Origin of the sequence: Citrobacter sp. L55 (assembly GCF_002850715.1) — a bacterium.
GTDB classification, from domain to species: Bacteria; Pseudomonadota; Gammaproteobacteria; order Enterobacterales; family Enterobacteriaceae; genus Citrobacter; species Citrobacter braakii.
The window spans coordinates 1-21,445 of sequence record NZ_KZ559419.1 but is presented as its reverse complement, the minus strand read 5'-3'; the positions used below and the strand labels follow the sequence as shown (position 1 = coordinate 21,445).

19 protein-coding genes and 2 pseudogenes are annotated in these 21,445 nt (G+C 56.2%); 15 read left to right on the top strand and 6 right to left on the bottom strand.

Going from position 1 to position 21,445, the window contains the following annotated elements; translation table 11 throughout:
- Position 1: 1 nt before the first annotated feature.
- The 13 genes from traG (at position 2) to repA (B9P82_RS24935) (ending at position 16,006) form a co-directional block, all read left to right on the top strand.
- The gene (traG, locus tag B9P82_RS24995; protein ID WP_101701163.1) at positions 2-2,899 is read left to right on the top strand and encodes a conjugal transfer mating-pair stabilization protein TraG; all 2,898 of its coding nucleotides are present in this window, start codon (positions 2-4) and stop codon (positions 2,897-2,899) included.
- Between the two features lie 11 nt (positions 2,900-2,910).
- Positions 2,911-3,471 carry a protein traS gene (locus tag B9P82_RS24990; RefSeq protein WP_101701162.1) on the top strand — a complete coding sequence of 187 codons (561 nt, stop codon included), beginning with the start codon at positions 2,911-2,913 and terminating at the stop codon, positions 3,469-3,471.
- A gap of 174 nt (positions 3,472-3,645) precedes the next feature.
- A complete protein-coding gene (gene traT, locus B9P82_RS24985; protein ID WP_101701161.1) occupies positions 3,646-4,383 on the top strand; it encodes a conjugal transfer complement resistance protein TraT in 738 nt (245 codons plus the stop codon).
- Between the two features lie 149 nt (positions 4,384-4,532).
- Positions 4,533-6,743: a type IV conjugative transfer system coupling protein TraD gene (gene traD, locus B9P82_RS24980; RefSeq protein ID WP_101701160.1), complete on the top strand. Its 2,211-nt coding sequence runs from the start codon at positions 4,533-4,535 to the stop codon at positions 6,741-6,743.
- Positions 6,743-12,043, top strand: coding sequence for a conjugative transfer relaxase/helicase TraI (gene traI / locus B9P82_RS24975; RefSeq protein ID WP_101701159.1), 5,301 nt, complete (start codon positions 6,743-6,745; stop codon positions 12,041-12,043). The genes traD and traI overlap by 1 nt, the downstream gene beginning before the upstream one ends.
- An 18-nt stretch (positions 12,044-12,061) precedes the next feature.
- Positions 12,062-12,628, top strand: a complete 567-nt coding sequence (locus tag B9P82_RS24970; protein ID WP_101701158.1) for a DUF2726 domain-containing protein — start codon at positions 12,062-12,064, stop codon at positions 12,626-12,628.
- A complete protein-coding gene (gene traX / locus B9P82_RS24965; RefSeq protein WP_101701157.1) occupies positions 12,625-13,353 on the top strand; it encodes a type-F conjugative transfer system pilin acetylase TraX in 729 nt (242 codons plus the stop codon). The genes B9P82_RS24970 and traX overlap by 4 nt, the downstream gene beginning before the upstream one ends.
- A gap of 39 nt (positions 13,354-13,392) precedes the next feature.
- Complete coding sequence (locus B9P82_RS24960) at positions 13,393-13,596, top strand: hypothetical protein (RefSeq protein ID WP_101701156.1); 204 nt, start codon at positions 13,393-13,395, stop codon at positions 13,594-13,596.
- Complete coding sequence (locus tag B9P82_RS24955; RefSeq protein ID WP_101701155.1) at positions 13,593-13,943, top strand: hypothetical protein; 351 nt, start codon at positions 13,593-13,595, stop codon at positions 13,941-13,943. The genes B9P82_RS24960 and B9P82_RS24955 overlap by 4 nt, the downstream gene beginning before the upstream one ends.
- 17 nt (positions 13,944-13,960) lie before the next feature.
- Positions 13,961-14,641 (top strand): hypothetical protein, encoded by a 681-nt coding sequence (locus B9P82_RS24950; protein ID WP_101701154.1) that lies wholly within the window; start codon positions 13,961-13,963, stop codon positions 14,639-14,641.
- On the top strand, positions 14,638-14,946 hold the full coding sequence (locus B9P82_RS24945; protein WP_101701153.1) for a hypothetical protein: 309 nt from the start codon (positions 14,638-14,640) through the stop codon (positions 14,944-14,946). Before B9P82_RS24950 ends, B9P82_RS24945 begins: the two co-directional genes overlap by 4 nt.
- A gap of 98 nt (positions 14,947-15,044) precedes the next feature.
- Entirely contained in the window at positions 15,045-15,608 is a 564-nt protein-coding gene (locus tag B9P82_RS24940; protein WP_101701152.1) for a phospholipase D family nuclease, read from the top strand.
- Positions 15,609-15,739: 131 nt separating this feature from the next.
- Entirely contained in the window at positions 15,740-16,006 is a 267-nt protein-coding gene (gene repA / locus B9P82_RS24935) for a replication regulatory protein RepA (RefSeq protein ID WP_080073012.1), read from the top strand.
- 32 nt (positions 16,007-16,038) lie between these two features.
- Here repA (B9P82_RS24935) and B9P82_RS29530 read toward each other — a convergent pair.
- A pseudogene (locus B9P82_RS29530) lies at positions 16,039-16,154 on the bottom strand (replication protein RepA).
- 78 nt (positions 16,155-16,232) lie between these two features.
- Between B9P82_RS29530 and tap the strand changes: the two are divergent.
- Together tap and repA (B9P82_RS24925) are read left to right on the top strand one after the other, a co-directional pair.
- Complete coding sequence (gene tap / locus B9P82_RS24930) at positions 16,233-16,310, top strand: RepA leader peptide Tap (RefSeq protein WP_072058405.1); 78 nt, start codon at positions 16,233-16,235, stop codon at positions 16,308-16,310.
- Positions 16,303-17,322 (top strand): plasmid replication initiator RepA, encoded by a 1,020-nt coding sequence (repA, locus tag B9P82_RS24925; protein WP_101701151.1) that lies wholly within the window; start codon positions 16,303-16,305, stop codon positions 17,320-17,322. The genes tap and repA (B9P82_RS24925) overlap by 8 nt, the downstream gene beginning before the upstream one ends.
- A 15-nt stretch (positions 17,323-17,337) precedes the next feature.
- Here the strand turns inward: repA (B9P82_RS24925) and B9P82_RS24920 are convergent, their stop codons facing one another.
- The 5 genes and pseudogenes from B9P82_RS24920 to B9P82_RS24890 form a co-directional block, all read right to left on the bottom strand.
- Positions 17,338-17,586, bottom strand: a complete 249-nt coding sequence (locus B9P82_RS24920; RefSeq protein ID WP_101701150.1) for a hypothetical protein — start codon at positions 17,584-17,586, stop codon at positions 17,338-17,340.
- An 846-nt stretch (positions 17,587-18,432) separates the two neighbouring features.
- Positions 18,433-19,130 (bottom strand): IS1 family transposase gene (locus tag B9P82_RS24910; protein WP_246842166.1). Its coding sequence is split into 2 segments (ribosomal slippage): positions 18,433-18,881 and positions 18,881-19,130, totalling 699 coding nucleotides; the frame shifts between segments, so codons are not numbered across the junction.
- A gap of 429 nt (positions 19,131-19,559) precedes the next feature.
- Entirely contained in the window at positions 19,560-20,063 is a 504-nt protein-coding gene (locus B9P82_RS24900) for a 4Fe-4S binding protein (protein WP_226792351.1), read from the bottom strand.
- Between the two features lie 29 nt (positions 20,064-20,092).
- A complete protein-coding gene (locus B9P82_RS24895) occupies positions 20,093-20,689 on the bottom strand; it encodes a TorD/DmsD family molecular chaperone (RefSeq protein ID WP_023063504.1) in 597 nt (198 codons plus the stop codon).
- A 43-nt stretch (positions 20,690-20,732) separates the two neighbouring features.
- Positions 20,733-21,245, bottom strand: a pseudogene (locus B9P82_RS24890) (DmsC/YnfH family molybdoenzyme membrane anchor subunit); the annotation flags it as partial.
- Positions 21,246-21,445 lie beyond the last annotated feature (200 nt).

Sequence of the window (21,445 nt, the reverse complement as noted above, 5' to 3'; positions counted from 1 at the left end):
TATGTCAGTGGAAACGATTTATACCGTGGCGGGCGGGGCGTGGTTCCAGGACACGCTGAACGGGGTGGCCGCCTTCTTTAACAGCCGGGCGGGGGATGCACTGATTGTGATGGCCACTGCCGTCTCTGTGGTGGTGGGGGCGGCAACCTATATCCGCACCCGAAACCTGATGGACCTGGCGAAGTGGGTGGCCTTCTATGTTTTTGTGCTGGCCGTCATGATTGGGGATAAAACGAATGTCCAGGTGGTGGACCTGTCTGAACCTGCCGCCATTTATCAGGTGGATAATGTCCCGACCGGCCTGGCCGCGCCGGCCAGCCTGATTACCCGTATCGGGGCCGGGATGGCGCAGACTTACGATTTTATCTTTGCCCGCCCGGATGCGCTGACCTACAGCAAAACCGGGATGCTGTTCGGGGCGCAGCTGGCAGCCGGCAGTACCGATTTTCGTTTTTCTGAACCGGAAATTCAGCGTATGTTCACGGATTACGTCCACAACTGCGTGGTGGGCGATATCATGCTGAACAACAAATACACCATCGGGGACCTGATGAATGCCGCCGACCCGTATGCGCTTATTTTCAGCCGTCCCAGCCCGCTGCGTGGCCTGTACGATAAAAACCGAAATTTCCTGACCTGCGAACAGGCCACCACAAAAATTAACACCGATTCTGACGACATCAGCGGGGCCAACCCGCAGCCGTTTCTGCAGCAGGTCCTGAACATGACCCACGGGTTTACCAACCAGGTGTTCGGGCCGACAAACGGGAATAAGGCGGCACTGTTTACCGAAATGCTGGGCGACAGCTACAGCTATTTTCATGGCACGTCCCTGACGTCTACTGAGATTATCCGCAAGAACGTGATAATGAATGGCCTGCGCAGCGGTCTGGAGAGTTTTTCTGCCCAGAACGGTGATACGGCGGGGCTGGTGAATGTGGCCACCCAGACCTCGATGGCCAAAATGCGCCTCTCGCAGGCAACCAGCGCGTCAGTGGCGGCCAATACGCTGCCGGTGATGTATTCGGTGCTGCTCGGCATGACGATTGCCCTGTTCCCGGTTCTGGTTGTGCTGGCAATGGTGAGTTCCCTGTCCTGGATGATTATCAAAGGCTACGTCTACACCATCGCCTATCTGCAGATGTGGCCGTTACTGTTCTCCATCCTGAATCATGCGATGAATTTTTACCTGCAGGGCAAACTCAACGGCACGCCGGTGACGCTGGCCACCTTTGACCAGGTGCAGAACACCTACTCCGATATCGGGACCACGGCGGGCTGGCTGGCGCTGTCCATTCCGTTTATTGCCTGGGGGATGGTGAAAGGGCTGGGGCAGGTGGTGTCGCAGGCGGGGAACTATCTCGGCCAGACGCTGCAGTCCGCCTCCACACAGTCGTCCTCGCAGGCTGTCGACGGGAACTGGTCGTATAACAATATGACGACCGGGAACGTACAGGGCAACAAGTGGGACACCAACTACAGCCATCGTGAAGGTCATATGACCAGCCAGATGGACAGCGGGGCGACGAAGACCCTGACGTCCTCCGGACAGTCGGTCTACAACACCACAGAGGCGATTTCAAAACTGCCGGTCGATATTGCGCTGGGTAAAACTGCATCCAGTAACTGGCAGCAACAGCAGCGTGATGCCATGAGCGAAGCGCAGAGCCTCAGTAACAGCCTGTCGCAGACTTCAAGTCTGGCCACCTCGCAGATGAGTCAGTGGAGCCAGCAGCGGGGTAACAGCGACACCACCGTGGCAGGCAGTGACGCCTCTGCCAGCAGCAACCTGACCAAAGCGCTGAACACCATTCAGTCCATTGGTTCCCGCTATGCCCGGGATGAAAACGTCAGTCTGGCTGAAGGGGTACGGGCAGCAGCAACCAAGAGTCAGGATATGAGTTTTGGTGCCGGGGCCAGTGTGCAGGGTTCTGTTGACACAGATCGTCAGATTCTGGGTAAAGTGGCAGGCCTTGTGACCGGAGCAAAAGTCTCAGGGGAAGGACATCTGAAAGGTGAGTATACGGGCAGAAGTGGCTCCTCGCATGGCACCAGTTCCGATCTGACTCAGCAGGGCGGGACCAGTAAAGGGTTCAGTGCCCAGGAGATGAAGGATTTTCGGGATGCAATGGACGTGGTGACTTCCAGTCGCGTCACCGACAGCGGCAGTCATACGGACAATGCGTCGGCTTCCCTGGCGAACCAGCTGTCGTCCACCTTCTCCAGTCTGAAAAGCCAGGCATCGCAGTATAATGATGCGGTTACCCGCAGCCATGAATACTCGCAACTGGCCAGCTATGCTGAAAATAACAGTGCCAGCATTAACCAGAACTACTCGCAGGAGTTTGTCGGGTATGTCACCAGTCAGCGTCCGGGCGAAGCGGACCAGCTGCTTTCTGATGCGGCCAGCCCGGAAGTGCGTGCCGAACGTGACAGACTGGCGCAGGCATTTGTGGAAGACCGCATGAAGCCGCAGCTGCTGCAGGAGTTTGAGCAGAACAGGGGCCGTACCGGCGAGGGGATGGGAAGTGTGGGGCCTTCCTCTGGCGGCGGTAACCTGCAGAGTGAGTACGATACGCAACAGACTCAGATGGAAAACCGGGCAAACGCTGGCGGCGTGAGACAGTCAGATGATGTCAGTGGTGATGTGGCTGACAGACGCCGTCATGCTGAATCGCAGGTCAGTGATGAAAAAAATACTGTGATCTCGTCCGGCAATACACCGAAGGAAGAATACAACCGCTTGCAGAGTGAGCATGAACAGGGTAATAAAAACTTTAGTGATGCCAAGAGTGCTGAAGAAAAAAGGCAAAATGATTGGGTTGGTGATAATGGCGCAGGGAGAAAGGAATTGAATGATATCAAAGATAACCTGCAAAAAAAGTTTGACCAGGATTGACGGGAGGGATAATGAAACGTTCGGAGCTGGAAAAGGATGCTGCATACATTCTGGATACGTTTAAACATCTGGATTATGAAATTCCAAAAAATCGAGAGATCCTGAAACTCATTTTTAGTAAGCTGGTGATTGTTTATGTATTCCAGTTGCTGTTTATTATCTTTGATATTTTTATAAATTCAAATGTTAGTGAGTATCATTATTTTGATGCGTTTGTGCTGTCTCTGGGGGGTAATGCTTTTTTTAGCCTTATTTTTTTAATGTCAACATACAATCTTGTTAGCTTAAAACTTTCTTTAGGAAGCGAAATCACAGAGCAATCGGTTTTGTTAAAGTTAGTTGAGAGAAAAATTAATTCTTATAGTTTATTTCTCCTGACAGTGAATGCTTTTGTTGGATGTGTTTTACTGTGGTCGGGGGAGCGGTTTGTAGCAGGACTAGGATTCTCATGGTTTGTAACGTATCTAATTAGCATGCTGACACTACAGACATCCCTTTCTCGATATATGACTCCTGCGGTAGTCAGCAGTTTGTCAAAAGTGAAAGAGTTGCTCTCTGCCTCCGCAAAATAACCGTTTTATCATTGTCTGAAACTCCGAAAATCTGTGCAGCATAGCCATATTATTGATGTGGTTATGCTTCTGCCTGTACATTAACCATACTCACACTAAACGTGCGGGTAATAACACTAGTACCTCCGGGCATGACATGTGGCATGCGACTTATATGGAAATGAGAAAAATTATATGAAACATAGCGTTAAACTGATGGCAATGACTGCCGTTTTATCCTCTGTCCTCGTGCTCTCCGGGTGTGGCGCGATGAGCACAGCAATAAAGAAACGTAACCTCGAAGTCAAAACGCAGATGAGTGAAACCATCTGGCTGGAGCCGTCCTCACAGAAAACCGTGTACCTCCAGATAAAAAATACCTCTGACAAAGACATGTCCGGCCTGCAGGCGAAAGTGACCAAAGCGGTTCAGGATAAGGGCTATACCATCACGTCATCGCCGGACAGCGCACACTACTGGATTCAGGCTAATGTCCTGAAAGCCGATAAAATGGATCTGCGTACCGCCCAGGGGTTCCTGAGCCAGGGTTATGAAGGCGCGATAGCGGGCGCGGCATTAGGTGCGGGGATTACCGGTTATAACTCCAGTTCTGCCGGCGCAACATTAGGTGTTGGCCTGGCGGCGGGTCTGGTGGGAATGGCCGCTGACGCGATGGTGGAGGATATCAACTATACGATGGTGACGGATATTCAGATTTCTGAAAAAACCACCGCCAGCGTGCAGACCGATAATGTCGCCGCCCTGAAACAGGGGACTTCCGGATATAAAGTGCAGACCAGCACGCAGACTGGTAACCAGCATAAATACCAGACCCGTATCGTGTCATCTGCCAATAAAGTTAACCTGAAGTTCGAAGAAGCAAAACCAGTCCTCGAAGATCAGCTGGCGAAATCTGTCGCCAATATTCTGTAATACTGTCGGGGTGACCGCCGGGTCACCCTGTTTTAACTGTCGTTTCCTGAAATACATTACACCCTTTAATTTCATTAAATAATCCGTTAACCCGGCAGACTGGCCTGTATCCGGCACGTCTGCCTGTTGTCCGCTTCCGGGAAAATATAATGAGCCTGAATCCTCGCGACTTAACGCAGGGCGGTCAGGTCGCTTTTATGCGCCTGAAAATGTTCCTGCAGATAAATAATCTGATTTCTTATTACGTCATTATGGGGACGGTATTATTTGGTATTGCCGTCCTGCTGATGCGTATGAGTATTCAGAATCTGACTAACGGTATTATTTACTGGTTCGTCCGGGTGATGTCGCCTTTTACGGAACGAATGGTCAGCCAGCCGGTTTATAATATCCGGTATTACGAACATACCCTGCAGTACAGCGCCCGGCAGATCCTCAGCGACAATTACACCGTCTATTGCGGGCAGTTGCTGAAACAGGAGCTGATAATTGCCGGTTGCGCTTCGCTGCTGGTCGCTTTTCTGGCCACACTGGCCGTGTACTGGTATCTCGGGCGTACCGGTCGCCAGCAGAGTGAAGATGAAATCATCGGGGGCCGGGTCCTCAGTGAGTCCCCGAAAGACGTGGCACGCCTGCTGAAAAAACGCGGAGAAGCCTCCGATATTCGTATCGATGATCTGCCGCTGAAGCTGGATTCTGAAATCCAGAACTTCGCCATGCACGGGACAGTATCGACCGGTAAATCCACCCTGATGCGTAAAATCCTCAAGCAGCTGCGTGACCGTGGTGACCTGGTCATCATCTACGACAAGGGCTGTACGTTCGTGGAAGATTTCTACGATGAATCCCGCGATGAAGTGCTGAATGCGCTGGATACCCGTTGTCCCAACTGGGATTTATGGGAGGAGTGCCGCACGATTTCCGAACTGGAGAATGCCAGTACAACGCTGATCCCGGCCAGCAGTGGCGAAGATCCGTTCTGGCAGGGCAGTGCGCGCACCATCTTTGCGGAAGGTGCAGAGCGCATGCGTAAGGACGAGGGCCGCAGCTACAACAAATTCCTGCGTACACTGCTGGCAATTCAGCTGGACCAGTTACGCGCTTTCCTCGCCGGAACGCCCGCCTCCACGCTGGTTGACGGCAAAATTGAGAAGACTGCCATCTCCATCCGCAGCGTACTGACCAACTACGTCAAGGCGATGCGTTACCTGCAGGGCATTGACCGCCCGGGACGGGAGAAATTCACCATCCGGGAATGGATGAAGGGCCAGGCGGATAAATCGAAGAATGGCTGGCTGTTTATCACCTCTGATGAACAGAACCACGAGTCGCTCAAACCGCTGATCTCCCTGTGGCTCAGTATTGCCGCCACCAGTCTGCTGGCGATGGGACCTAACCGTCAGCGCCGCGTCTGGTTTTTTTATGACGAACTGGCCTCACTGCACAAGCTGGCCACCCTGCCGCGTATTATTTCAGAAGCCCGTAAGTTTGGCGGTTGCTTTGCCCTGGGATTTCAGAACTTCGCCCAGATGGAAAACATTTATGGGCCGAAAGGGGCCGCAGAGATATTCGACCTGCTGAACACCAAATTTTTCTTCCGTTCCCCGAGCGCCCAGATTGCGAAGTTTGTGGAAGAGGATATCGGGGAAACCCGCCGCCTGAAATTCAGCGAACAGACCAGCTTTGGTCATGAGCAGGTGCGTGACGGGATTTCGTTTGGCAAGGAGGAAGAACGCGTCAGTATCGTCAGCTACTCGGACGTGCAGTCCCTGAACGACCTGCAGTGCTTTGTCACCCTGCCGGGAAGCTACCCGGTAGTGAAACTGACCATGAAGTATGACGCGATGCCTAAAGTGGCTGACGCCCTGCTGTTGCGGGATGTGCAGACCAGTCTTGATAAGAATATTGAGGATGAGCTGGTCCGCCGTACGGAAGAAGAACGCCTGAGCCTGGACGGCCTGTTTACTCCCATGACGCCGGTGCCGGAAAGCGCACCCACTGTCGTCACTCCCCCGCTTTTCACCCCAACGGTGACGCCCCCCTCCGTATCTGTACCGGCAGCGGCTGCCGTGAGTACGGTGTCTTCCGCCACGCCTGCGGCAGGCGGTGCAGCTGCCACTGCCGTTACCACTGAAGGTGGCTCAGCCTCCTCCGGGGGAACAGAGCGGGATATCGAACAGGATTTACCCCGGGAGATGCCGCCGGGCCTGAACGGTGACGGGGAAGTGGTGGATTTTGCGGCCTATGAGGCCTGGGAGCAGGGCCAGCATCAGACCCGCGACATGACCCGCCGGGAAGAGGTCAATATCAACCATGCGACAGACAAAACGCATGAGATCGATGACGGGAGGGAATACTGATGCTCTCCATTTCTTCCATCAAGGGTGATGCGGGCTATTACAGCCACGAAGACAACTACTATGCCAGCGGTTCACTGGATTCCCGCTGGATGGGGGACGGTGCGGAGAGGCTGGGCCTGAAGGGGGAAGTGGCCAGCGCCGATATGGATGCGGTCCGCCAGGGCAGACTGCCTGATGGCAGTGACCTGTCCCGGATGGTGGATGGTGTCAACAAACACCGCAGCGGCTATGACCTGACGTTCTCCGCCCCCAAAAGTGTCTCCGTCATGGCGCTAGTCGGGGAAGACCGGCGTTTTATTGAGGCACATAACCGGGCCGTGGCGGTGGTGATGCAGGAAGTGGAGCAACTGGTCAGCGCCCGCATCACGCAGGAGGGAAAAACGGAAACGGTGCTGACTGGCAGTATGGTGGCCGCACTCTATAACCATGACACCTCCCGGGACCTTGACCCGCAGGTGCACACCCACGCCCTGGTCTTTAATGCGACATTCGCCGGTGAAAAATGGCGGTCGCTGGCCAGCGATACCCGGATGAAAACCGGTTTTTCTGAGAATCTGTACGCCACCAAGATAGCGCTGGGAAACCTGTACCGTTCTGCCTTACGGGAAGACATTGAGTCGATGGGATTCGAAACGGTGGCGGCAGGAAAACATGGCCTGTGGGAGCTGAAGGATGTGCCGGTGGACGTTTTTTCCTCGCGCAGTCAGGCCATCCGGGAGGCCGCCGGGCCGGACGCTTCAGCTAAATCTCGTGATGTTGCTGCACTCGATACCCGCCAGGCAAAAGCCTGGGCCGATCCTGAACTGCTGAAAGCTGACTGGCGCCGGCGCTTAACCGACGAAAAATTCGATATCGATAACTACATCAACCAGGCGCAGAAGCGGGCGGAGCCACCTGGTCCTGTTGTTGGCAGTACAGAGGGTATCCGGACTACAGGCCAGCCCGCCAGCGCGTCTTCCGCTCAGATATCTGAATCAGACGTGCAGAAAGCCGTCAGCGACACGATTTCGGCCCTGTCGGACAAAAAGGTCCAGTTCACCTGGTCCGAAATGCTGGCCGGCACAGTCAACCGCCTGCCGTCCGTGTCGGGCCTGTTTGAACAGGCACGCGCCGGTATTGAGGTCGCGATTGAAGGGCAGCGGCTTATTCCCCTGGACCGGGAGAAGGGCATCTTCACTTCTGATATCCACCTGCTGAATGAACTCAGCGTCCATCAGCTGGCGCGCACAGCCGTTGCGGAGCAGACCGTACTGGTCTTCCCGGAACGGGCAAAAGAGCGTGATATGCCCGCCGGGGATGCGGTCTCTGTCCTGACCCAGGATAAAAGCCCGGTTGCCATTCTCAGCGGGCGCGGGGGGGCACAGGCCCTGCGGGAGCGCACGGAAGACGTAGCCATGATGGCCCGTTCTCAGGGACGGGAAGTAATGGTGATTGCAGCCGATGGTCGCAGTGGCCAGTTCCTGGCGGAAAGCCCGCACCTGACAGGCCAGGTGATGCTGCGCTCGCAGATGAACGCTGACACCTTACTGCCGGTGCAGGGGACGGTTATCGTCGACCGGGCGGAGCGACTGTCGCTGAAAGAGACCGTCCTGCTGCAGGAAAAGGCACTCAGCGCCGGGGCACAGCTGATATTCATGGATACCGAGAACCGGCAGGGCACGGGTAATGCCCTGTCGGTGCTCAAAGAGGCGGATATTCCCCAGTACCGGTTTTACGGCACGCAACTGCCGGAGGTGCGGCTGGTCAGCGAGGCGGACAAGCGGAGCCGTTACAGCCAGCTGGCACAGGACTATGTGCGTCTGTCGGATGAAGGGCGGGATGTGGTGGCCCAGGTGACCGGCGCCCGGGAACAGCAGCAGCTGACGGAGGTTATCCGGGATACGCGGCGTGATGCGGGTGCGCTGGGTCGGGAGCAGGTGACGCTGCAGGTGCTGGAGCCGGTGTGGCTGGACAGCAAAACCCGCCATCAGCGTGATAATTACCGGGCCGGGATGGTGATGGAGCAGTGGGACGCTGAGAAGAAAACGATGACCCGCCATACCATTGACCGGGTGGCAGAGGCGACCAACAGTCTGGTGCTGCAGGGTGAAGACGGGAGTCGCCTGACCCTGAAGGTGACGCAACTGGACGGCAGCTGGAGTTTGTACCGCAGCCGGACACTGGCGGTTTCTGAAGGGGACCGCGTCAGGGCACTGGGGCGGGAGCTGAAGGGGGCCATCAAAGCGAAAGAACAGTTTACAGTGGCGGGGCTGGAAGAGGGCGCGGTACGGCTGCGCAGCGGCGACCGGGAACTGCGTCTGCCCACAGACCGGGCTGTGAAGCTGGCCCATGACTATGTGGAAGGGACCGGGGCCGGTACCAGCGCGTCGCGCACGGTACTGGCTGCAGTCGGTCCGCGAGGCCTGAATAAACAGACCCTGAACTCGCTGGCGCAGAGTGGCAGCGACATCCGGATTTATACGCCGCTTGCGCCTGAGCAGGCGGCGCGCAAAGTGGAAAGTGTGTCTGCGGTGCGCCTGGCCAGTGACCAGGTTCGCCAGTCGACCGGTGAGGCAAATCTGGATACGGCCATACAGGCCAGCCGGGACCGTCTGATGTCGGATGCGGAGCAGGCGGTGAGTCTGGCCATCCCGCGCGCCCAGCAGGGGCTGGTCCATCTCGGTGAACTTACCCTGCTGGCCGAGGCGGTGAAGTCTGGCCAGCCGCTGGCGGCGGTCCGGGCTGAAATCGCCCGCCAGGTGGGCAGCGGGGCGCTGATTAAGCTGGATTCGGTTGCCGGGGCGGGAAACCGCGTCCTGGTCCCGCGTGTGGCGTATGAGATGGAAAAGACCATCATTCGTCATATTGCTGAGGGTAAGGAAGCTGTACAACCCCTGATGGCGCTGACGCCTGCCTCGGTCCTGGCGGGCCTGACGGCAGGTCAGCGGGAGGCCACGCGGGCAGTGCTGGAGAACACCGACCGCTTTATGGCCATTCAGGGCTACGCCGGGGTGGGGAAAACGACCCAGTTCAGGGCGGTGATGGGTGCCCTGAACACCCTGTCTGAGTCCGTACGCCCGCAGGTCATCGGTCTGGGACCGACACACCGGGCGGTGCATGAGATGCGCGAGGCCGGGGTGGAGGCGCGCACACTCGCCAGTTTCCTCAGTGAAACCCGGCTGGCCATTCAGGCCGGGGAAACACCGGACTTCCGCAATGTCCTGTTCCTGACGGATGAGAGTTCTATGGTGGGCAACCGCGACATGGCAGAACTCTACCAGCTGGTTGCTGCCGGCGGCGGACGGATGGTCTCCAGCGGGGATACCGCGCAGCTGCAGGCCATCTCCACTGGTCTGCCGTTCCGCCTGGTGCAGCAGCGCAGCGCCATCGATACGGTGGTGATGCAGGAGATTGTCCGCCAGACCCCGGCGCTGCGTCCGGCGATTGAAAGCATCATCGCCGGTCAGGTGGAGATGTCCCTGCACCAGGTGGATGACGTCACCCCACAGCAGGTTCCGCGTCAGCCCGGAGCCTGGGTGCCCGATAATTCCGTGATGGAAATCCGTGAACCGAAAAAGGACCCGGAGCAGGGGTATCTCGTGGCTTCCGGACAGCAGGCGCTGTCTGTGGAACAGCTGGCCCTGGTGCGCACCGACATCATTGAAGCCATCCGGGACGACTGGATGGGCCGTACCCGTGAGGCGCAGCAGCAGACGCTGGTTGTGGCAGAACTGAACGCCGACCGTCATGCCATCAATGAGGCCATCCATGCCGCCCGGCATGAGAAAGGCGATACCGGCGCAGAGGAGCGTACGTTCACCGTGCTGGAGCCGCTGCGGGTACCGGATAACGTTCTGCGGGCCGTCGAAACGTTCGCCGCGTACACCGGCGCGGTGGCCATGATGAATGAGCGCTACTGGACGGTAGCGGACGTGAACACGGAGGACGCCGTGGTCACGCTGCGGAATGCCGACGGGGAATCGGTGCTGATTTCTCCCCAGCAGAACACGTCGCAGGATATTTCCCTCTTCACGCCCCGCGACCTGACGCTCAGCCAGGGGGACCGGGTTCGCTTTACCCGCTCGGACACCGACCGGGGCTATGTGGCCAACAGCTTGTGGGAAGTGGCAGGGTTCACTGATGATGGTGCCATCCGGTTCCGCCAGGGAGACCAGGAGAAAGTCGTCGACCCGCAGGCGATGACGGAGGACCGTCATATTGACCTCGCTTACGCCCTGACGGTGTATGGCGTGCAGGGTGCCAGCGAGCGCTTTGCCATTGCCCTGACCGGTACGGAAGGCGGCAGGAAACGAATGGCGTCTCTGGAATCCACCTACGTGACGCTGTCACGCGCAAAAGAGCATGTGCAGGTCTACACCGACAACCTGGCGGGCTGGCGGGCCGATGCCCGGCACTCAAATGCCGGTCAGACCGCCCACGACCTGCTGCACCAGAAAAGTGACCACGAATCCGACACCGGCAACCGACTGCTGGCCACTGCCTCACGACTGGATAAAACCGCGCTGGGGCGCAGGGTTCTGGCGGAAAACGGCCTTGAGGGCGAAACAATGGCCCGCTTCATTGCTGCCGGCAAAAAATACCCCGCACCGTATGTGGCCCTGCCGGTCTGGACCCGTCACGGGAAAGAGGCAGGGGCGCTGCTGACCGAAATCCGCATCGAGGATGACGGGATGCGCGTGGTGCTCAGTGAAGAGTCCCGGTTGCGTGGGGGAGAGGATGCGCAGTTCGCCGGCCTGCAGGCCAGCCGTAACGGACAGACACTCATTGCTGATGATGCGCAGACGGCGCTGCGCCTGGCACAGGAGAACCCGGAAAGTGGGGTGGTGATACGCCTGCACGGTGAAGAAAGGCTGCTCAATGCAGCCCGCCTGACCGGGGGGCGGATCACGGAGCCTGATGAGGTGGCCCGGACAGTGCGCAGTGTGGCGGAGGCTGAAGCGGCGGCGAAAGCGGAAGACCCCATTACGTTGCCTCCGGATGAGCAGCAGAAGCTGGCAGAGGCGCAGGAAAAAGCGGCGCGGGAACTGGCGGAGCAGGCCCGGCAGGAATTGCTGCCGGCATTGCCGGGGACGGAAGGTGATAAGCCTGACCCGCAGCTGTCAGCCAGTGACGAACGCCGTCTGCGGGACGGTACAGACCGGGAAACCCGGGAACTGGATGAGGCTGTCCGGGAAGCAGTGGCGGAAGGCCGGGGACCCCGCCAGCAGGTGCGCGAACAGATGGAGCGTACCGAGCGTGAGTGGGTGGTGAATGTGCCGGAGAAAGAGATTGAGCTGGAAAAAACGCTCGGTGGGGACTGATTAAGGGAGATAAAAAGTATGGTTATTGCGATTGTTATTATTGTCATTCTGCTGGCTGGTTTTGTGGTGCTGCTCCGGCAGGCTGGTCGGGCCAGCCATCCCCTGTTGCAGGCACTGCGTGCACGGGGAATGCGTCCGGGGACGGCGGAGCAGCTGCTGTGTGGCAGGCCGTCGTTTGTCAGTGCCGGACGTCTGATGACGGTGCGGGAACAGCGCTTTCTGCGTCGCCTCGACAGGGTGACCGATTCCCGCCAGTGGCGTCTGTGTCCGCAGGTTCGTGTGGCCGATATCGTCCGCGTGGCCCCCGACCGGAAGTCCGGCAGCCGGGAATGGTGGCAGCTGTTCCGTCTGGTCTCACAGTGGCACTGCGATGTGGTTATCACGGACCGTGACGGGCGTATCGTGGCAGCGGTGGAGCTGGACGACCGTACCCATCAGGCACCGAAGCGCCAGCGGCGGGACCTGTTGCTGGAGGAAGTACTGAAGCAGGCGGGTATCCCGCTGCTGCGGGGTGATGACGAACAGCAGCTGGCGGAGCGCGTCAGGGCGCATCTGTGTGCACAGCGTCCGGAGGGGACCGCATGAATCCGGAACCCGTTGCCGTACATCACATCAGACCGGTCCTGACCCTCTCCGGCCTGCAGCGCGATGTTATCCGGATGGTCGCGTTCATGGCGATGGTGGGGGACCACCTCGCCACCGCCTTTCAGGCTGACCTGCCGCTGCTGAATATGGCCGGGCGCTGTGCATTCCCCCTGTTTGCACTGGTCAGCGGGTGCAACCTGACAGGTAAAACCCTCAGGCAACGAAGCCTGAACCGTCTGTGGCTGATGGCGCTCCTGGCCCAGCCAGGTTACTGGCTGGCCTTCCGGGACGCGGGACTGGTCTGGTGGCAACTCAATATCCTGTTCACTTTTGCGGTGGTTATGCAGATGACCCGGTTCCTGCAGAACACGACTGTACTCAGTGGCATTGCCGCCTTCGCGGCCCTGGTGGGGTATCTGCCGCTCAGTTCTGCCAGCTACGGCATATCCGGTCTGCTGATGCTCGCCGGGGCGCTGCTGGTCTGGCAGGTCCGGGACACGCTGCGGCCCGCCCTGTTTGCCATCTGGCTGCTGCTGGTTGCCCTGCTTAACGCCCGTCACGGGGATGTGATGATGCTTTCCGGCGTGATTCTGACGCTGACGGTGCTGTTCTGTGTTCACGGGCTGGTACCGGCTTCCGGACGACGTCTGCAGGCCGGACGCTGGTTTGCGCCGGGTTACGCCCTCCATCTGATACTTATCGCGCTGCTGGTCAGTCTGCGCTGATGTCAGTTTCCGATTTCCCACATAAACAAAGGAGTATGTATGCGCGTTCTTAAATATGGCGTCCTGATTTGTGTCGCGATTCTTGTCTGCCTGACGGGATATCTGTCTTTACGCAGCTTCCAGGCGGAAGGGGCCAGTCTTAAAACCTGCGCGCTGATGTCAGGGCCACCCCTTATCTGGCTGTCTTACCAGAAAGTCAGTCTCTTTGCTCAAAAATTCATGACTGAAAGGAAATCATCATGAAAAACAAGACAATCATTCTCTCAGCTGCTGTCGCATTGCTGATGTCTGGCGGTCTGGCATTTGCCGGATTTGACAGTACTCCACAGACTCAGTATGTGGGCCCGCCATTCGGCAGCACTCCACAACCTGAGTATCTGAGCCAGAAGGGGGAACAGGTAACGACTAACGTGCTGTTGCGCCAGATTCTGGCGGAGGTCATCAGGTCAAACAGCCTGAAAGAGGACAGGCGTTGCAGCGACGGTGAAAAACAGTACTCGCCGGGCTACGTCATTACGGTCGACAGGAAAACGCTGCGTTGCGACAGCGGCAATGGCTATCCGGAGTGGGTGTCGGAGGGTAAGTCATGAGTTTCTTCAGGTATTTCATGTTACGTGTGCCGCAATTAATGCTGATTCTGTCCGTCAGCCTGCCACTGGCTGCGGTATTTTCAGTTCAGGTGTCCGCCGCTGGCCCTGTTAATGGCGGTTCATTTTATCTGCATGGCACAGTGTTGACCGCATTCCTGTGGGCGGCGTTAGCGCTGTATACACGTGAGACAGACAGGGTGCGCCACCTGACTTCATCCCCGGTGACGTTCGTCCGCTGCGACAGTTCCTTCACCGGAATGCGGCAGCATGAGAAGGCGGAACTCATCTGGCAGATACTGCAGGACGATGCGCTGTACCGGAAGCAGACACTGCTGTGGTGGCGGGGGCTGCGGAATTGTCTGCGCATCGTCATCTTGCGCGGGCCAGTTGTAATGCTGCTCGGGGCCGCTCTGTTCTGCTGGTTAGTTCCGGAAGAAACGGCCAGTGTCGTCAGGGACTGGCGCACGCTCAGCGCGGAAAAACAGGTTCGGATTGTGGGTAGCCTGCTGGTTATCGGATATTTCATCACGGCGCTGATATGGGTGGTAAACCATGCAGCGCAAATCAGGGAGGGAGATGGATTCTGCTTCAGAGCTGCCTGGCTCGAAAGTGTGCGTCGGTTTGCGCTACAGCAGCAGGAGCCAGAAACAGCAGGACGGGAAGCGGAAAGTGATACTGACCGGAGGGCTGAAAAATGATTGCTCCCGTCGATGTAAACCGTGATGAACATGGGTACTGGACGCATCCTGCGCTGACCCGCAGCGGCTGTGAAACCCCGGCAGAACTTCGCTACTGGCTGAGAACCCACGGACTGGAGTGCTTCGTGATGACCATGCGGGATGAGGCGCCTGAAGCCTTTGCTGCCGGATTCACTGACGAGGCACCGGATGCGCGCGGCTGGCTGCCGGAACCGCCGGATAATGATGGCTGGTTCCTGGGCTCTGTCCATGATACCAGCGACGGACCTGTCTGCTACTGGTTCCGTAATACCACAAAGGCCTGACGCCTCCGCAGGGCGTCGTTGTCCAACCCCGGCAATCGGGGAAAAACGAGTTTCCCCCGATTCCGGCGTTTCTGAGTAAATCCAGTGAAGGAAATCCCATGCAAATAATTCACAAAATCCCTGTGCACCGATGGCTTCTGCCCGGCCTGCTCGGTCTGGCACTGTGTTCTCCGGTATCCATTACTTACGCCGCCACCATTGAGACCGGTTTTTCTCCGGAAGGTACGGCTCTGCAGTTGGTTCTTAAGACAATTGAGAGCTCACAGCAGGAAATCCGTCTGATGGGCTATTCCTTCACCTCTCCGGAGGTCGTCAGCGCCCTTGTCAACGCAAAACGCCGGGGTGTTGATGTGAAAGTGGTGCTGGACTGGAAAGCCAATACCGGCAAAAACAACAACGCCAGCAGGGCGGCAATGAACTTGCTGGTCGGTGCCGGCATTCCGGTACGTACCGTCAGTGCGTACAAAATTCTGCACGACAAAGTGATCGTGAGCGACGGCCGCCACACCGAAGTGGGATCGTTTAATTATTCCCGGGCAGCAGACCGTTCGAATTCAGAAAACGTGCTTGTGGTGTGGGACGACCCGGTAGTCGCGCAGAAATACCTGAACCACTGGGCATCCCGCTGGGCGCAGGGAACGGACTGGAAACAGACGTACTGACGCAGTAAGACACGATCCTCAGACGTAAACCGTGCGCCAACGCGGGTTACGTTCATAAAGTAAGTCGCTGATTTCAGGAATCTGTAGTATTCTCTGCAAACGATCCAAGTTTGATCCTTGAGGAGGCAGAGATGTCGCAAGCCACTAATGTAGATACTTCCTCAGCGAAATCTAAACGTGCTTACAGGAAAGGTAATCCACTTTCTCCATTACAGAGACAGCAGTCTCATGTGGCGAAATTGAAAGAAACGCACAAAGAAATGCGTGTATATGTAGAAAAATCTCTTAAGGCCGATTTGGAGCAACTGTGTGCAGCTAACGGTATGACTCAGTCTGCGATGATAGAGAAATTGATACAAGATGCCGTTCTGGAGTGCAGAAACAACGTTACGGATTAACTTTCTTGAGTCTCTGGTGATCCAGTGCTAGATTACTGATCGTCTAAAGATATTTTTGGCTGGCCACGCCGTAAGGTGGCAGGGAACTGGTTCTGATATGGTGTCTACCCGGGACCAGAAAAGCAAAAACCCCGATAATCTTTCTCAAGTTTGGCGACTATGAAGATTATCGGGGCCCTAACTAAACCGTACAGAAGCTGTTGCTCTGTACGGGGAGTATAGTTTTATGCTCAGAAAACTGCAATACCTGTTTCTGTGCCATTTGCTCCTTCCGTGCAACATAAGCGCAGGAAGGGGTGACTGAAAGGCACAATCCGCAACACTGGAGTCAGCTGTCGACCGAAGACCAGATCCGTTTCTGGGAAGGTGTCGATGGTGGTGACACATCCTCTTTTCTGGTAACTCCTGAGAAGAAGCGTACACGTCGTCGCCGTGGCGAACACTCCACCAAACCCAAATGCGAAAATCCGTCCTGGTTCCGTCCTGCGCACTATAAAGCGCTGGGGGGGCAGCTTGGCCATGCCTATAACCGTCTGGTGAAGAAAGATCCGGTGACGGGCCAGTACAGCCTGCGTATGCATATGTCTTTGCACCCTTTTTATGTCCGCGAACGGCAGCGTGCCGGGCGTAAGTACGCCTTTCGTCCGGAAAAACAACGACTGCTCGATGCCCTGTGGCCGGTGCTAATCAGTTTCTGCGATGCCGGCAAACATACTGTGGGCATGTGTGTATCCAGGCTGGCCAGAGAACTCAGCCCAAAGGATGCAAAAGGGAGTGTCATACCTGAAACGGAAGTCACCGTATCCCGTCTTTCCTGCCTGATTTCTGAGCAGGTGCGCTTTGGTACGCTGGGTGTATCAGAAGAAACCAGTTGGGACCGGGAATCCCGTAAGCGACTGCCCAAATACGTCTGGATAACCACTACCGGCTGGCAGATGTTGGGCGTGGACCTGATGAAGCTACAGGAACAGCAGATGAAGCGGCTGCGTGAGAGTGAAGAACGTCGCCGGCTCATCGAGGAAGGTATTCTGGGGGAAGATGAAGATATTTCTGTCCACGCGGCCAGAAAACGCTGGTACCTGCAGCGCAGCCTGGAAGCACTGAAGTACCGTCGGGAGAAAGGCGCGGCGCGTAAACGTGCCAACCGTCTGGCAAAGCTTCCCCCGGACCGCCAGATTCACGAGATGTCGCGGCATATCATGAAAACCCTGCCACCTGATGAGGCATACTGGTGTACGTCTGAGCGTCTTGAGCTGATGGCTATCCAGAATCTGTACCAGCTGGAGCTTTCGCTGGCGGCCCCACCACCACACTAGCGATATCAGCCCCCGTTAATTTTCTGTCGCCAGCCCCTTACGGGGCTTGTGGTGCTGGTTCCGTTCGCCCATTTTTCGGCAGTCCATCGCTTTTTCTTCATCATCCCCCTGTGTTCTCCCATTTTTACGGTCGCAGGAGCGTTCATATTGACGACAGGACTGAGTTATCCACACATTTCCGCAAACAAATAAGTAAAGCTTTTCACAAACAGATATCAGCAAACCCGGAAAATAATCTAACCCCCCTTTATTAATCCCCTGCATCGCAAGCCTGCAGGGAGATCCTTTATCCTCTGAAACACTGTGAGTAAATGATATAAGGCCCGCCCTTGCAGCGGACTTACGTCCGCGCCGGTTCGGAAACACCAGAAGTACCTCCCGTCGCACAGCGCCGGGCCCCTTCAGTGCAAATAGTTACAACATCCAGAATTTTGAACAGCATAATCAGAGCAAAAACCCACCATCCAGCCCCTCCCGGCACTGAAAAGCGAGGCCGCCCCGGGCCAAAGGCCCGGAACAACATCGCTTTAAATGCTGGATGATGTAACTAAACATTTAAGTTGCTGCCAGTAACATCGCGGCAGGTTCTCAGTACAGCCCCCGGGCACCGGCTTCGCCGGCACCACGGCTCCGGAAATCACGCCCTGTACGTCGCAAGCGCCGTACAGCCCGCTCACCGGAGTTAAAAGGGCTTAATGAAACCACATCATGGCTATCAGCGGGTTATGGCTTAGCAGGGCGAAGGGATGGATTGGTGGAACCTGTCAACAGCGTAACCGGCTGCGCCGGGCTACGGCGCCATTAACAACCGTGCTCTGGTCAACTTCTGAGGGCGCCTCTATGCGCCTCTGGCGCATTCCCGGAATGCCTGCGCACTGCTCGGCATTCTTAACCCGAATATTGAAGCTGCATTTCCGGCTACGCCGGGTCCCGGCGCCACTCACCATCAGTATTCTGTTTACCACCTGATGGCGCCTCCATGCCGCCTCGCGGCATTCGTGACCACCGCTTATGCTCAGCAGTAGAAATACTGACGTTAAGCCTCTGCCGTAGTATATTTTCGCGATTATCCTTAGCTACGGCTAAGGCTGGCCGGGTAATGACTCCAACTTACTGATAGTGTTTTATGTTCAGATAATGCCCGATGACCTTGTCATGCAGCTCCACCGATTTTGAGAACGACAGTGACTTCTGTCCCAGCCTTGCCAGATGTTGTCTCAGATTCAGGTTATGTCGCTCAATGCGCTGAGTGTAACGCTTGCTGATTACGTGCAGCTTTCCCTTCAGGCGGGATTCATACAGCGGCCAGCCATCCGTCATCCATACCACGACCTCAAAGGCCGACAGCAGGCTCAGAAGACGCTCCAGTGTGGCCAGAGTGCGTTCACCGAAGACGTGCGCCACAACCGTCCTCCGTATCCTGTCATACGCGTAAAACAGCCAGCGCTGACGTGATTTAGCACCGACGTAGCCCCACTGTTCGTCCATTTCAGCGCAGACAATCACATCACTGCCCGGCTGTATGCGCGAGGTTACCGACTGCGGCCTGAGTTTTTTAAGTGACGTAAAATCGTGTTGAGGCCAACGCCCATAATGCGGGCGGTTGCCCGGCATCCAACACCATTCATGGCCATATCAATGATTTTCTGGTGTGTACCGGGCTGAGAGGCGGTGTAAGTGAACTGTAGCTGCCATGTTTTACGGCAGTGAGAGCAGAGATAGCGCTGATGTCCGGCAGTACTTTTACCGTTACGCACCACGCCTTCAGTAGCTGAGCAGGAGGGACAACTGATGGAGATGGAAGCCACGGGAGCACCTCAAAAACACCATCGTACACTAAATCAGTAAGTTGGCACCATTACCGACAACAGCTTTCTCTCTATTTCGCCAACCAGACGGGAATACTGCTTGAAGGCGGGAACATGTTTGTAAGCAATGGAGAGGGTTACATACGGATTAATCTTGCCTGTCCACGCGCCGTGATACAAGAAGGATTAGAGAGAATAAGAAAAGCACTGAAATAGTAAATCCCTGAAAATTTCAGCCTGATCGTCCAAAAGGTCGCAGTTTAAACAATGCGACCTTTATACCGGATAATTTAGCATGTTGAACCGATTTTCGGAGACTCTCTATCGCGCTGGACGGCTCTGCATGTACATTGTCGCCTGAAAAATAATATCAGGGATATAAATAGCCTGTTAATACCTCGTTTCCTCTCTTCATGACACCCTGACTCATTAATATAGTGTCACAGCATTGTGAGGGCACTGGACAACGCATTCGCCACAACCATCACAGCGTTCGTTGTCAGCCGACATCCGTCCAGACTCATTAATAAAGCAAGCCTGTCGTGGGCATACATCCACGCACTGTTTACACTGTCTGACAGGATTCACACAGGCAGAGTTACAGAACACCGGGCGCAGTCCGGTATCAAAACGAGACTGCACGCGTAGCGCGTCACTCGAACATGCTGCGATACACAAACCACAGCCATCACAACTGGCATATTCAATCATCAGTTGCGGGTAACCGTCTTCATGTCTGGACAGGACTCCCATTGGGCAGACATCAATGCACTGACTACATTGGGTACACTGGGTTATGAACTCCGCATCAGGAACCGCCCCTGGCGGCAACGAATGTCCCAGCCGGGTAGACAGTACTTCTGGCGTTGTGTGCTTTGCCGCGCTGACAAACGCACGAAACAGTCCGCGCCGACTGACGTGCCGGTGAGCCATCAATTCATGATAATATTTCTCTGATTTGTTCATCCGAAATACAGCCGCTTCACCGCAGGTTGCAACGCCCGTTGCTGTTGCAAATCCTGCAAATAGCGCGTGGTCACGGCGGCAAGGCGAGCATAGAACGGACTCACCCTGTTGCCCTGCAGACGTTCAAGATAGCGATATCCCCACGGTAACAAATAAACCTCTAACAGCTGATTAACTGCCGCATCTTTTCCAGCATCAAGTATCGCACTGCAGGCTAACAACATCAGCCCAAACTGATCTTCCGGCTCATTTTGACCCGAATTAAAAGTCATTCCCTGAGACTGCAGAAACGCCCGGTACTTAGCGGTGGTATTGCCCATTAGCAGGTTATCGCGTTCCAGCCAGACAGATCCCCAGGGTGGCACGGGCATCTCGCCCTGCCCTTCAAACAGCACGGAGAATTGCCATGCCAGTTCGTCATTATCGGGAAACGGCCAGTCTGCGCACAGTGAAGCTGTTCCCGCAGGGTCGCTCCATGGGTACAGCTCCGACAGAGTGGGCAGACAATCGAAAAGTGCTTTCACCTCTGGTCGTTCCGGAGAGTAGTAAAACAGTGCACCGAGGATCCTCGGTAATACAATATTGGGGGACATCCTGAGTTCTCCTGAAAACAGAGCGGCTACAGCCGCTCACAGATTACATCGGCAACGTCCACAGGTTGTAGAATGCGATCCTACCCACCAGTTCCGCAGCGATAACCACCAGTGACGTGGTCGCCAGAACGGCCACATTAGTTTTGAGTCGTACCCAGGCCACCACACCGACAATGCCGACAGCTAGCAGTACAACCTGAGCAGTGAACCAACTGGATTGAGCCGCAGTTAGCACCCCATCAGCATCCATAAGCGTCAAAATATAGCCTGGACGCAGGCAGAAGCTGACCAGAATCGCCAGCACACTCACCAGCAACCCCAGGCGCAGACCAAACAGTCCGGCCAGAATGCCACCTCCGATCATCGGAGTCAGTACCATCATCACCGTAGTGTAAGATGTCCGCCAGGTGACCACCGTCGGCAACTGATAGATTTGCGGGATGGCGAAGATAAAAACCACCCCCACCGCGGCCGCCAGCCACACCAGTCCTTTACATAACGAAGCCGCTCCACGATTGAGAAGCAACCCCAGTGCGCCCAGCCCGCCAAGGTAAGCGTCTAGCCACTGCCGCCTGTGATTCTGGTTCCGGGATCGCTAGCTTAGAGCTCCACCTAATTTAGAAGGAGCTCTATTCATGGACAATGCTGCCGACTGGCGAACTGAATCCCGCACTGTTTATTCCAATGACTTCAAACTTCGCATCGTTGACCTGGCATCCCAACCTGATGCCAATGTTGCTAAGATCGCCCGCGAAA